This is a genomic window from Reichenbachiella sp. (assembly GCF_965223055.1).
Classification (GTDB): domain Bacteria; phylum Bacteroidota; class Bacteroidia; order Cytophagales; family Cyclobacteriaceae; genus Reichenbachiella.
Map to the genome: position 1 here is coordinate 330,630 of NZ_CBDCVM010000003.1, position 13,174 is coordinate 343,803.

At 37.8% G+C, this 13,174-nt stretch carries 10 protein-coding genes; 4 read left to right on the forward strand and 6 right to left on the reverse strand.

What is annotated here, in order from left to right; all coding sequences use genetic code 11:
* Nucleotides 1-60 precede the first annotated feature (60 nt).
* The 4 genes from ACOQO5_RS01930 to ACOQO5_RS01945 all read left to right on the forward strand — a co-directional run bounded on the left by ACOQO5_RS01930 (nt 61) and on the right by ACOQO5_RS01945 (nt 6,645).
* Nucleotides 61-2,571 carry a tetratricopeptide repeat protein gene (locus tag ACOQO5_RS01930; RefSeq protein WP_420579988.1) on the forward strand — a complete coding sequence of 837 codons (2,511 nt, stop codon included), beginning with the start codon at nt 61-63 and terminating at the stop codon, nt 2,569-2,571.
* Nucleotides 2,568-4,850 carry a transglycosylase domain-containing protein gene (locus ACOQO5_RS01935; protein ID WP_420579989.1) on the forward strand — a complete coding sequence of 761 codons (2,283 nt, stop codon included), beginning with the start codon at nt 2,568-2,570 and terminating at the stop codon, nt 4,848-4,850. The genes ACOQO5_RS01930 and ACOQO5_RS01935 overlap by 4 nt, the downstream gene beginning before the upstream one ends.
* Nucleotides 4,847-5,557 carry a GIY-YIG nuclease family protein gene (locus ACOQO5_RS01940; protein WP_420579990.1) on the forward strand — a complete coding sequence of 237 codons (711 nt, stop codon included), beginning with the start codon at nt 4,847-4,849 and terminating at the stop codon, nt 5,555-5,557. The genes ACOQO5_RS01935 and ACOQO5_RS01940 overlap by 4 nt, the downstream gene beginning before the upstream one ends.
* 107 nt (nt 5,558-5,664) lie before the next feature.
* On the forward strand, nt 5,665-6,645 hold the full coding sequence (locus ACOQO5_RS01945) for a helix-hairpin-helix domain-containing protein (RefSeq protein WP_420579991.1): 981 nt from the start codon (nt 5,665-5,667) through the stop codon (nt 6,643-6,645).
* A gap of 85 nt (nt 6,646-6,730) precedes the next feature.
* Here the strand turns inward: ACOQO5_RS01945 and gldN are convergent, their stop codons facing one another.
* The 6 genes from gldN to ACOQO5_RS01975 all read right to left on the reverse strand — a co-directional run bounded on the left by gldN (nt 6,731) and on the right by ACOQO5_RS01975 (nt 13,156).
* Nucleotides 6,731-7,552, reverse strand: a complete 822-nt coding sequence (gene gldN / locus ACOQO5_RS01950) for a gliding motility protein GldN (RefSeq protein WP_420579992.1) — start codon at nt 7,550-7,552, stop codon at nt 6,731-6,733.
* Between the two features lie 10 nt (nt 7,553-7,562).
* Entirely contained in the window at nt 7,563-9,146 is a 1,584-nt protein-coding gene (gene gldM / locus ACOQO5_RS01955; protein ID WP_420579993.1) for a gliding motility protein GldM, read from the reverse strand.
* Nucleotides 9,147-9,181: 35 nt separating this feature from the next.
* Nucleotides 9,182-10,015, reverse strand: a complete 834-nt coding sequence (gldL, locus tag ACOQO5_RS01960) for a gliding motility protein GldL (RefSeq protein ID WP_420579994.1) — start codon at nt 10,013-10,015, stop codon at nt 9,182-9,184.
* A 39-nt stretch (nt 10,016-10,054) separates the two neighbouring features.
* Nucleotides 10,055-11,113, reverse strand: a complete 1,059-nt coding sequence (locus tag ACOQO5_RS01965) for an SUMF1/EgtB/PvdO family nonheme iron enzyme (RefSeq protein ID WP_420579995.1) — start codon at nt 11,111-11,113, stop codon at nt 10,055-10,057.
* Nucleotides 11,114-11,299: 186 nt separating this feature from the next.
* Entirely contained in the window at nt 11,300-12,268 is a 969-nt protein-coding gene (locus ACOQO5_RS01970) for a type IX secretion system membrane protein PorP/SprF (RefSeq protein WP_420579996.1), read from the reverse strand.
* Between the two features lie 102 nt (nt 12,269-12,370).
* The gene (locus tag ACOQO5_RS01975) at nt 12,371-13,156 is read right to left on the reverse strand and encodes a uroporphyrinogen-III synthase (protein ID WP_420579997.1); all 786 of its coding nucleotides are present in this window, start codon (nt 13,154-13,156) and stop codon (nt 12,371-12,373) included.
* Nucleotides 13,157-13,174 lie beyond the last annotated feature (18 nt).

Consider the following 13,174-nt stretch of genomic DNA (forward strand, 5'->3'; position numbering starts at 1 on the left):
ATACTATTGCTCGGCCTGGCCGTTCTTTTGGGTTCCTGTGCCCCGGAAAAAAATAACGTGATGAGTAATTCTTATCACAATATGACAGCTCATTATAATGCTTATTTTATTGCATTGGAGCACATCAAGGCAATCGAGCGAACTATCGAGGATCAATACGATTGGAATTACAATCTGATTCTCCCTATTTTTCCACAATTCGATTCTACTGCTGCTAATTCATTTTCTGATCAAATCGAAGATTGTATTGAAAAAGCTTCTTTGGCCATACAACGACACAAAGGATCCAAGTGGGAGGACGATTCTTATGTTTTGGTGGGCAAAGCTCGGTTTTACAGCTTGGATTATCAAAATGCAGTCGAGACTTTTAAATATGTAAACACCAAAGGAAAAGACGACTATGCCAAACATGAAGCACTAGTGGCCCTCATGCGGACATTTATTGAGTATAAAGAAAGCAACAATGCCATTGCGGTTTCCGACTACTTGAAAAAGGAAAAACTCAATAAGAAAAACCTAAAGAACCTTTATCTAACTAGAGGCTACTTGTACCAAAAAAGTGGAGACTATAACAATATGGTACAAAACCTCATTCAAGCAGAAGATCTTATCACCAACTTCAAGGAAAGAGCAAGGATCAACTTTATCATTGGACAAGTATATCAATCTTTGGGTTTTGACGGAGAGGCTTATACTTATTATAAGCAAACATTAAAAAACAACCCCCCTTACGAATTGTCATTTTATACCAAGCTAAATATGGCTCAGGTAACACAATTGGCAAAAACGAATGATGCCAAGAAAGTCAGGAAGTATTTCAGAAAGCTTCTTAAAGATCGTAAGAATGAAGAATTCAAAGATAAGATCTATTATGAAATGGCCAAATTCGAAGTTCGCCATGGCAATCTGGATCAAGGCATCAATTATTACAACTCTTCTATTCGTTCCAGCGTCAATAACAATAGGCAAAAGGCGCATAGTTATTTGAGCCTTGGAAAAATATACTATGACAGTCTCGCGGAGTACAAACTCGCTAAACTGTATTATGACAGCACACTGACTGTGCTACCAAAAGACGAAGCTGAATATGCAGAAATCGAAGCCCGTCAGAAAATATTAGAAAATTTCGTCGAGCAATACACTATCATTCAAGTCAATGACAGCCTACTTAATTTGGCCAATTTACCTCCCGATTCTTTAGATCGATTCCTTGATGCCTACATAGCCAAGGAAGAAGCTGCAGAATTACAGCGCCGAGAAGAAGAGAAAAAAAGAAAAAGAAACGCAGCTCGTTTAGCCGCCAACAGTTCAAGCACTTTTTCGCAGAACACAGGGGGTATAGGTGCAAATAACTATGAAGGTACTACCTGGTACTTCTACAACACAGCAGCAGTATCTAGGGGAAAGTCAGAATTTAGAAGAGTCTGGGGAGATCGGAAGCTTGAAGACAATTGGCGAAGGTCTAATAGCACGGCAAGTATAACTGTAAGTGATGATAAAGTGGGTCTAGAGCCAGACGGAGAAAACAAATCTAAAAAAGGCATTGAGGAGGAGGAAGATGAATTCAAAATTGATAAATCTGAGCTAATAGCCACCTTGCCTCAATCAGATGAAGACAAACAAAAACTTCTTGACGAAATAGAAGAAGCGACTTACCAACTAGGTAAGATTTACAACTTCGACTTAGATGAGAAGCATAACTCCTCTGAAACCTATGAAAGTTTATTTACACGCTTCCCTGAATCAGAATATAGACATGAGGTCATGTACTTGCTCTACATCATATTTAAAGAATTAGGAAACATTCCTAAGTCGGAGCGATACAAAAATTTATTACTCGAAGAAGCCCCTGAGAGCATTTACGCTAAAGTTGTGATCAACCCAAATTATAGAGCAGAGTCTCAAGCTGCAAGTGAAAAATTGAAGCAGATTTATGCTCAGGCTTATGATAGCTATGAGCTTGGCGACTATTCACAAGCTATGGTTTTAATAAATGATGGACTCAGAGAGTATCCGGACAATGATTTTGTGGACAACATGGCCCTTTTGAAAATACTGGTTCAAGGAAAATCCGAGTCCATTTACAAGTACCAATATGAACTCAACAATTTTATAGCTACCTATACAGAAAGTGAATTATTGCCTTATGCTGATTCCTTAGTAACAGCTTCAGAGCAATATCAAATTAACTTAGTCAATAGTACGAGAGCCAAGTTTATTCCAAAGTTTGAAAAGCCCCACTTTTTCATTTTTGCCTATCAAACGGATCAGGAACTTTCGGATGCTCTTCCTGAATATTTCAAATCCCTAATAGCAGAGGACAGCCCACTAAAAATCGGAAACCTGATTTTGGACGAGCAATATTCAATGATTCTGATCTCGGAGTTCTCAAACAAGCAAACAGCCATCAACTTCAACAAAGAAGTAGAGACTGAAAAGCCAGCTGAAAAAATTAATAAGACTGGCAAATTCTATAATTTCGTAATCACGAAAGACAACTTCAATATACTTTACCAAACAAAGGAATTGGACACGTATCTTAAGTTCTACAGGAAAAATTACCAGCAATGAATAAATACAAGAGGCTAATCGCATTAGTTTGGATTTTACTTGCCACCGGAGTTATAGCTATCTTCTTGATGTTTTATTCAATCAAGATCGATGCTTTCGGGCTTTTCGGTGGACTCCCCAGTACTAAATCGTTAGAAAAACCAGATCCGGATCTTTCCTCAGAGTTGTTTTCTGCAGATGGCATTTCATTAGGTAAATACTTTCGTCACAACAGAACCGAAGTATCATACAATGAACTTTCACAAGAACTAATTGATGCTCTACTGGTTACAGAAGACATAAGATTTACTCAACACTCTGGCATTGACCTGAGAGGGCTCGGTCGAGTGCTCTTTCAGACCATCCTCATGGGAAATAGAAACGCGGGTGGAGGAAGTACTCTTACACAGCAGGTAGCTAAAAACCTTTTCAAAACCCGGGATTTGGGAGGTAAACTAAGCGATGTGCCTGGCCTAGGTATTTTCATTATCAAAATGAAAGAGTGGATAGTTTCAGTCCAGCTTGAAGCTTCTTACACCAAAGAAGAAATTCTGGCCATGTATCTCAATACCATTGAATATGGAAACAATACTTATGGCATCAAGGTAGCTGCCCAGACCTATTTCAACAAGCTCCCAAGTGAACTAAACTATAAGGAATCTGCTGTCCTGGTCGGACTAATAAACAAACCAACTAAGTTCAACCCAATTAGAAACCCTGGGTTCGCTATGGACAAACGAACAGAAATTTTCTACAACCTGCTCAAATATGGGAAAATCGATAGAGTGGCCTATGACTCTTTGAAAATATCGGACTTCGGTCTCCAGTACAAGGTTCAGGATCAAAATGAAGGACTAGCTACTTACTTCAGAACTGTAATGCGGAATTTCTTAATGAGTTGGTCTAAAAACAATGGATATGATCTATTTGCGGATGGATTGAAGATCTATACTACCATAGATAGCCGTATGCAACTATATGCTGAGCAAGCGATGGCAGAAGAAATGGATACACTCCAAAGTATATTTATCGATCACTTACAAGGAGATGCTCCCTGGATAGATGAAGACGGTAATGAAATTTTAGACTTTGTTGATAAAGCCATAAAGCGTACGCCTAATTACCGATCTTTAGCTAAAAAGTATGGTGAAGATTCAGATTCGCTTGATTACTGGCTGAACTATCCAAGAGATATGACTGTATTTAGCTGGGGTGGAGAGATTGATACTACATTCAGCTTGATAGATTCGTTGAAATACTACAAACATTTTCTTCAGGCAGGTTTCATGGCTATGGACCCACAAACTGGTCATATCAAAGCATGGGTTGGAGGTATCAATCATAAATACTTCAAATTTGATCACGTAAAACAAAGTAAACGTCAACCAGGTTCTACATTCAAACCATTCGTGTACACGGCAGCCATTGATCTTGGTTATTCGCCCTGCTATACTGCTGTGGACGCACCAGTTACCTGGATGATGGATGATCCTGAAAAGCCCACCTGGACCCCGCAAAATGCTAATGGAAAGTTCACAGGTCAAACCATGACTATCCGACAGGCAATGGCAGCTTCTGTCAATTCAGTTACTGCCAGAATTATGCAGAAAATTACTCCACGCGCTGCGGTGGATATGGCACATACTTGTGGTATTGAAAGCCCCTTACCAGCAGTACCCGCTCTTTGTTTAGGTATTGGTGAAGTATCCTTATATGAACTTGTTGGGGCTTATTCCACATTTGCTAATCAAGGTGTTTGGACACAGCCATTTTTTATAACAAGGATAGAAGACAAAAATGGAGTTGTTATTCAAGACTTTATTCCTAAAAGAAAGGAAGCCTTAAGCGAAAAGACAGCCTATTTAATGATTCATATGTTGAAAGGTGCCATGGAAGAAAGAAATGGTTCAGCTCATGCCTTGGATTATAGATTAAAACAAAACAATGAAATTGGTTCCAAAACTGGAACTACACAAAATGCTTCTGATGGTTGGTATATGGGTGTGACTCATGATTTGGTGGCTGGTGCATGGGTAGGAGGTGATGACAGAAGTATCCATTTCAAACACTGGGCTTTAGGACAAGGGGGGAAAACCGCTCGTCCTATCTGGGAGAATTTTATGCTCAAAGTCTATGACGATCCACGAACAGGGGTAGAAAAAGGATATTTCAAAAAACCAAGTTCTCCACTAGGCGTAGAATTAGATTGTGACCAATACGATGGTGGAAATATAAAAACAGACTCTGTATTCCACGAAATTGATCAACTAGAAGATGAATTTAATTCTATCAATAATTGACTCAAGAAAAATACCCTATTGATTTAAAAGCTTTACCTAACGCTCCTGGTGTTTACAAGTATTACCATAAAGAAGTTTTGATCTATGTAGGTAAAGCAAAAAATCTCAAGAAACGGGTATCGAGTTATTTCAATAAACAAAAAGGGAATAGTTTAAAAACTCGAAAACTTGTCAAAGAAATAGACCATATAGAGTATGTGATAGTAGATTCTGAATATGATGCACTTTTACTCGAAAACAACCTCATCAAAGAAAACCAGCCTAAATACAACATTCTATTGAAGGATGATAAGAGTTTTCCTTTTATCTGTATTTCAAATGAAAGATTCCCCAAAATATTTTCCACAAGAAGAGATGAATTGAATGAAGGGGAGTACTTTGGCCCCTACACAAGTGTCAAAGCCCTCAACAATGTTCTGGAGTTAATTCGAAGCTTGTATAAAGTTCGTACTTGTAATTACCTACTTTCAGAAAAAAACGTAGCAGATAAAAAATTCAAAGTTTGTCTGGAATATCACATTGGCAATTGTCTGGGACCTTGCGAAGGTTTGCAATCTGAAGAGTCTTACCTCAAAGAAATTGACCAAGCTCGTCATATCATCAAAGGTCATCTCAAGGTTGTAAAAGATCACTTTTTAACCTCAATGAAAACCGCTGCAGAGGAATTAAAATATGAAACTGCTGCAATAATTCAAGTCTATAAATAGACTTTCTTGATAAATTTCAATCCCGCACAGTAGTTGTCAACAAAAAACTGAAAGGACTTGATGTAGTTGCGATCACCTCAACGGACAAAAAAGCATTTGTGAATTACATGAGGGTAGATAATGGTATCATCAATATTTCCGACTCACTTTCCGTCTCAAAACGTTTAGATGAAACAGACGAAAAAATACTCGAATCATTAATGGTACAACTCCGAGAAAAATTTAATAGTACATCCAATACCATTTTAACAAACAAGATTTTTGAATATTGGCAAGAATCTGTTGAAGTCACAGTACCTCAAATTGGAGATAAGAAAAAGCTTGTAGAACTGTCACTGAAAAATGCCCTCTACCATAAAAAAGAAGCACTATCTCAAGCAGAAAAGACAAAGCAAAAAGACAACCGGGTGACTCAACAATTGATGGATGACCTTAAACTAAAGACAATACCCAATCATATCGAATGCTTTGACAACTCCAATATTCAAGGAACTAATCCTGTAGCCTCCATGGTATGCTTTAAAAAAGGAAAGCCATCAAAAAAAGACTATAGGCACTTCAAGATAAAAACGGTCGTAGGTCCAGACGACTTTGGTTCAATGAAGGAAATCGTTCTCCGAAGGTATAAGCGACTGCAAGAAGAAAAATCACCTCTACCAAACCTGATTGTCATTGACGGAGGCAAAGGTCAATTACACGCTGCATGTGATGCGCTTAAGGCTCTCAACTTATACACAGAGATTCCCATTATAGGCATAGCCAAAAGACTGGAAGAGATTTACTATCCTGAAGATAGTATTCCATTACATATTAGCAAAAAATCCGAATCTCTTAAACTTATACAGCAACTTCGAGATGAAGCTCACCGTTTTGCCATCACATTTCACAGATCATTGAGGAGTAAGTCTCAAGTGGTTTCAGAGCTTGATCAAATTTCAGGTATAGGTGAAAAAACGAAACTACAGTTACTTACCACATTCAAATCTTATAAAAAAATACTACAAGCCTCTCCGGAAGAGTTAATCGAAGCTGTGGGTAAAGCCAAGGCAAGTATAATTCTAGAACATAAAAAAAAGGGATCTAAATGATCCCTTTCAATATTATAAGTGCGTGGTAATATCCTAAAATTCCCAAAGTTCATTCTCGAATTCGACCATATCATATTCTAACTTTTTAGAAGCCAAAAATCGCATCTCTTCTAGACTTTGTATAGATATCAACGATTCTATCATCTCTAGGATTAGCAATTTTTGTCAAATTTGACCCAAACAATCTCAAGTTAAATGCATCAGCCATATTTCTATGCTCCGCCATGTTTTGAGCATTGTACCAAATAGCCTCGTCTGGCATGCTTCTCCAAAGTTTCACTAAGTCCTTGTACTTAAAAGATGCTAACGGCTTTTCGAATAGTGCTGGATTCTTATCGGCTGGAAGAAAAAGTGTTATAGCTTGAATATCGTAGAAAATTCTCGATCTCATTCTAAAGACATCAAAATATACTTCCTCTTTCAATTCAGCAATAGAGAAGTCTCTAGTAGCAAATTCATTAGTATCAATGATTTCCTCTTCCGGTTCTTCTCCTTCATCTCCTCCGCCTCCAAAGAAATCATCATCAGAATCTGCACCAAATCCCATGTCTATTTCCTCTTGAGTAAGGCCACCACCTTCCTCTTCGAATTTCATGTTTTCCAAAAATGTCTCTTTGGACATCCTTGTATTCACTGAGTCATTTGTATAAGGAAATAACAATCCAGCTTTCACTGCATCAATAATAATCGTAGATAGTTCGCCATTTCTAGAGAAGAATGGAGCATTTTGCTTTTCCTCCAAATCAATTCTTCTCCAAACGGTCTTCTTGAACATTTTGTATGCCTCATTCACAGGATACACAGAATCTTTATTATATCCATCCGCTTTCTCCTGAGCCATGCTCGTCTCAACATTGAGTAACGCAAAACATACAAACAGGCCAATTACATAACAAATTTTCTTCATAACCTATTGTTTAGTTTATTCTTATCGTAATGATCTTAGGTCCAAAGTTAGGGAAGTCTTCAATTTCACCTTTGAAATTCCTTCTCTGTACCTTTTTAACTTCAATTACCAAAGCATCACCTGCTCTAGCCTGACCTGCTAATGAAGATAAGTTCAAGTCTGGACCTTTAGGTCTTACACTTCCAACAGATCTTCCTCCTCTTACTAAGTTTACCTCTGATTGAGCCACTCTAAATTTGGCATCCTTAGGTAAAAACTGTGCAAAAGATTCATCTGGTTGAGCAGTCAGTTTCAAAGATCTCGGAGGTCCCTTCACACCTCTTTTCAAGTTAACAGGGCCACCCTTACCGTAAACCACAATTTCTGGTTTTGGTATTCTCTTCACTTTAAATTCTTGAGATCCAATTAAGTTTCCATTGCTTGAAACACTTAACGTTACTTTGGCAGACTTTGGTATAATTACTACCTCTCCTTTATTTGATCCTTTGATATTTGATCCACCTTTTGTTGTAAAAGACGGATTATAAGCTGTTCCCATTGCAGGTACTTGTACATCCAATTCATTACCACAATTCAAGTACAATGCCTGAACTGAGGCTGATTGAATTTGCATTACCGGCTTAGAAACTATGTATTCAATAGTATCAACAAAAGTAGTGTCTCTTCCACCAGGCATCTTCACACTAATAGCGCCAATAAAGGATTTCGTAGCATTTCCAGATTTATCGTAGCTACCAGGAGTTGCCGTAAATGACACTTTACCCATACCACCAACAACTTCTATTTCTTTACCATCTACAGTCATAGTAGGGGATACAGAAGATGAAGAAGCAGCAATAAATAGATCAGCTTCATACTTAGTTCCAGCAGCTACCACTTTAGAGTGAGGCTTAACCATAGGCACAATTTGATCAAATTTCAAATCTTCAGCTCCTACCTGTCTTGCCAAGTCTTCTAGTGCTTTTGTTTCTTCTGAAATAACATCAGACTGAAACTGACTGAGAGACGCTAGTGCTCCAACCATTGGTGTATTGTGGCCAAAGTTCAAATCTGCAAAACCTTTTTTGTTTTGGTTCGGGTCTTTGGCAAACACTGGAATATCTTTAGCATCTTTTGCTAAATCTCCAATGTCTTCGTCTCCAGTAATATTTCTAAGGAATTTTGAATATCCGTTTAGCTTCTCCTTTAGTTTGTCGCCTTCCTTTTCATTTACAAAAAGGGCAGAAGGAGCATCAATATCCTTTTGTCCAACATATACGCCATCCTGAATGCCACCAGTCCTTGAAATTAGCTCTTCTTTATAGACTTCCAACATTTTAAGGATTTGAGTTGTTTCTGCTCTTACTTCCTGAGCTTTAGTCATCACAGCTACATCCTTTTCTCTGTTACCAGCATCGGAAACCGCATTTTGGATACTTTCTAATTTTTTAGCGTTGTTAGTGACTTTCTCCTCATTAGTCAGCTCAAAAGCCTGATTAATGAAAATAAACTTCTCTAAAACACTATTACTTACTTGCAGAGCCAATAGGGCAGTCAGTACCAGGTACATCATGCCAATCATCTTGTCTCTTGCGGATTGTTTACCTCCAGCCATAATATTCGCTTTTTAAGGTTAAAAAATTATTTAACTTATTTAGCTGATGAAGTATCTCCCCCACCTCTCATAGCTGCCAACATACTTCCATATATTTTGTTCAACGAAGTAATATTGGTATTTAGACTTGTCATTCCTGATCTGAATTTCTCAGTATCCTTAGCTGCTTCAGCCATACCTTCCATCGCAGAAGTTACATTTGAATAGAACTTATTCATAGCCTTCACGTGACTGTTGGCATCTTGAAGTTCCATTTCATATACTGCGTTAAGTGCTCCCAAATTCTTGGTTACATTTTTAACTTGTGAGTGGTACTCAGAAGCGTCTTTAGAAGCGTTCGCCATATCTGACATAGATGTAGCCGTAGTGGCATACGATTTGTTCATTTCAATGAGCGACTTAGACGCTGTTTTTACGTTTGTTGCATACTCATTTGTAGCTACAGCAGCATCACTCAAATTAGACATCTTCTTAGCAGAATCGGCCATATTTCTCATGCCGTCTCCCAAACTTTTAATCAGCTCGGGGCCTACTTTTGCTTCTGCAAGCATTTTATCCATTTGCTGTGAAGCACCGCCTGTTGCAGCAGGAACCGCTGCTCTTGGTTGAGCCTTAGGTCCATCATAATCATCCGCAAGTTCCGGATAAACTTTAGACCAATCGGTTTCAGCATGTTTTGGCTCAAATGCACTTAAGAAGAAAATAGCAGCCTCGGTACTCAGACCAATTACCAGCATTTCTCCAGCACCTTGCCAGTGCATAATTTTAAACATGGCTCCAACAATTACTACAGCAGCACCAATACCATAAACTTTTGGCATTATTGTTGAAAACAAAAGCTCTTTAAATCCACCTTTTTTCGCACTCATATTATTTAATATTTTAGGTTATTTAATACAGTTTTATAATTAAAATTCATTTCCTCCAGATCGACCCAAATGAGTCATCGCACATCTAAAACCAATAGACGCTCTGGTAGAATCCTTAAATTCGTAAGTTTTAGTTCCAGTCTCAAGATAGTAGGCAATATCCTTCCAAGATCCTCCTCTGATAACTTTTTTAGGCTCGTCATCATCAAAATATGTTGGATTCAAATCCCAAACCAATGGCATAGCTGAAGGATTGAATGCATCTTCAACCCACTCTGCGACATTACCAGACATTTCATATAGTCCGTAATCATTAGCAAAGAAAGTTCCTACAGGAGAAGTATATGCAAAACCATCATCAAAATAATTACCTCTACCTGGTTTGAAGTTAGCCAATAGACATCCCTTTTTATTTCTAATATAAGGACTACCCCATGGGTACTTATTCATATCTCTACCACCTCTTGCAGCATACTCCCATTCCGCTTCAGATGGCAATCTAAAGTTTGGCATTGGAAAAAGTCCTCGATCAGCTCTAAAGTTGTTCAAGTGATCTGTTCTCCATTTACAAAAGTATTTTGCAGCTTCCCAATCTACACCAACCACTGGATAGTTGTCAAATGCTGGATGTGACCAGTAATACACCATCATAGGATCTCCCATGTGGTGGGTAAAATCTCTAACCCAAACCGCAGAATCAGGAACTAAATCCTCAACAACAAATCCTTCTGGAAGATCAGTCTCAGATCCTTCAGTAATATCTTCAACAAATTGGCGATATTCATTGTTTGTAATCTCCGTATCGTCCATATAAAATGGCCCGATAGTAACCTGCTTATTGTAATTGATTTGAGTAGCAGCTACATCTTCATCTGCCTGTCCCATATGGAAGGTTCCCGGAGGAATAGCAACCATACCGAATGGCCGAGTCATTTCCCAACCTTCTCGTCCTTGAGCTCCTATCAATTCTCCATTGCTATCTACAGCCTGTCCTTTATTGCCTCCAAAAATATTCAGCAGACTACAGCTTTGAGTACCAATAAGAATAATAGATAAGAAAAGAAACGAAAAAATTCGGCTCACACTAAATTTATTCATAACACAATTTTTATAACATTCATACTTTAACATAACAAGTATACACAAAATATATTGCACGGATTAAACCATAAATATAATCTTTACAATTCAAGATACATTAAATCTTGAACAAAAATAATTTCGGCCTGCTAAAATAAGAAAAGCACCTGCTTTATAACTATTTCCGGCTGACTTATTGCAGAATTAATACCTAAACCGTGGTGTTCTTATAATCTTTTTGGCTCCAGTAGAAATTGAAGGCAAATCGTATCGAATGAAAATTTCATGCGATGTAGCTTGCTTTGCGGATTGTTCTTTTATCACGTAATCAAATGAATATCCTGCCTTCAATTGGTTGTTATCCAGAAATGAATACCCCATTAATAACGCCAGCGCTTCGTTATTTCTGTAACTCAGTCCGCCCCATAGTTTCTTATTATAAGTTGCAATCACACTTAAATCTATCGAGTAAGTATTCAAGTCACTGGTCACCAATAATGACGGTGTTAAATCTACATTGTATGTGAGGCGGTAGCTATATTCTCCATAAAAATTATAGATCATACTCGCCTTATTACTGACATTACTAGAAGCCTCAAGACCATAATTTAGCTCGGGTCTCAACAAGTGATTCACACCCGCTGCCAGAATATATTTTTCTGTTGAAAAACTCATACCAAAAGCCAAATCAAACACAGCTTGAGATTCTTTGGTTTGAACATTCTTTGGATCTGAGGGGTCAACAAACCTTAGTTTAGAAAAATCAAGTGTGCGATTCACAAATGCAGGCCTAACACCAAAGCTCAACGTACCTCTGTTTAATTCTTTATGATAGGCCAATGAAACTTGCGCTTCCATGTTATTCAAAACGCCCATTTTATCATAGATCACATTTACACCCACAGCCAGAGGTAGTTCTTTAAATGTGATTGGAGTGGAAAAATTCAAAAACTGAGTGGAAGGTGCTCCACCATCCTCTTCAAATGTCGGCTCATATCCTACCCATTGAGCGCGACTTATCACACTCACACTTCCTTTGCCATCATGAGCGGTAAGTGCTGGACTCCAATAAGACTTGTTTAACATGTATTGGGTGAAATGAGGATCTTGCTGAGCCAGCAAAGAAAAGCTGACAGTCAGCAATACTATGATTATGAATATAGATTTCCTCATAAGGGTTTTTGACTTACAATTACGTTTAGTAAGAACGTATTATGTAATAATAATCAAAAATTGAAAATACCCTTATCTAGTTCAATCCTAAATTGCCTGAACTTAAATATTATTTGCTTTTTTTATGTAATATTCTAACGCACCTGTCATAGATGGAGCGTTTGGCAGCGGAGCTTGAATATCTAAAATCAAATCAGCATCTCTTACTGCCTTAGCCGTAGTTGGTCCAAATGCAGCAATTCTTGTTTTCTTCTGCTCAAAATCTGGAAAATTAACCATCAGAGAGTTTATACCAGAAGGACTGAAAAATGCAATGACATCATAATTAACATCTGCCAAATCCGACAAATCACTAGCGACTGTCTTATAGATGATAGCTTCAGTACAATCAAACCCATTTTCACTCAAAAAGTCAGGAATATCATTTTTTCTGATATTAGAACAAGGGAAAATGTATTTTTCGTTTTTGTGTTTTTTCAACACTTCGATCAATTCAGTCGCCGTTCTAGATCCTGTGAAAATTTTTCTTTTTCGAATAACGATGTACTTCTGAAGATAATTAGCCGTTTGTTCTGAAATACAAAAATACTTCATGTCGGATGGGATTTCCACCTTGCTTTCTGCAGCCAATCTAAAAAAATGATCTACAGCATTTCTACTTGTGAAAATCACCGCAGAATGCTTCAAAATATCAATTTTTTGCGCTCTAAACTCCTTTATATCGACCGGGTCGATTTGGATAAATGGCCTAAAGTCAATCTTAATATTGAATTTTTCTGCAAGATCAAAATATGGTGACTTGTCACCAGTTGGCTTTGGTTGAGAAACTAAAATACTGGATACTTTCTTTAGCCTTGCCTTGTCTTCAATCAATAATTCTTCGCTCATTCCGATGTACCTATTTGA

Excerpts from the sequence above, each read along its gene's own strand:
- ACOQO5_RS01965 (WP_420579995.1), bottom strand. The coding sequence starts at position 11,113 with ATGAATAAATTTAGTGTGAGCCGAATTTTTTCGTTTCTTTTCTTATCT.
- ACOQO5_RS01935 (WP_420579989.1), top strand. The coding sequence starts at position 2,568 with ATGAATAAATACAAGAGGCTAATCGCATTAGTTTGGATTTTACTTGCC.
- gldL (WP_420579994.1), bottom strand. The coding sequence starts at position 10,015 with ATGAGTGCGAAAAAAGGTGGATTTAAAGAGCTTTTGTTTTCAACAATA.
- gldN (WP_420579992.1), bottom strand. The coding sequence starts at position 7,552 with ATGAAGAAAATTTGTTATGTAATTGGCCTGTTTGTATGTTTTGCGTTA.
- ACOQO5_RS01930 (WP_420579988.1), top strand. The coding sequence starts at position 61 with ATGAGTAATTCTTATCACAATATGACAGCTCATTATAATGCTTATTTT.
- ACOQO5_RS01975 (WP_420579997.1), bottom strand. The coding sequence starts at position 13,156 with ATGAGCGAAGAATTATTGATTGAAGACAAGGCAAGGCTAAAGAAAGTA.
- ACOQO5_RS01970 (WP_420579996.1), bottom strand. The coding sequence starts at position 12,268 with ATGAGGAAATCTATATTCATAATCATAGTATTGCTGACTGTCAGCTTT.
- gldM (WP_420579993.1), bottom strand. The coding sequence starts at position 9,146 with ATGGCTGGAGGTAAACAATCCGCAAGAGACAAGATGATTGGCATGATG.
- ACOQO5_RS01945 (WP_420579991.1), top strand. The coding sequence starts at position 5,665 with ATGAGGGTAGATAATGGTATCATCAATATTTCCGACTCACTTTCCGTC.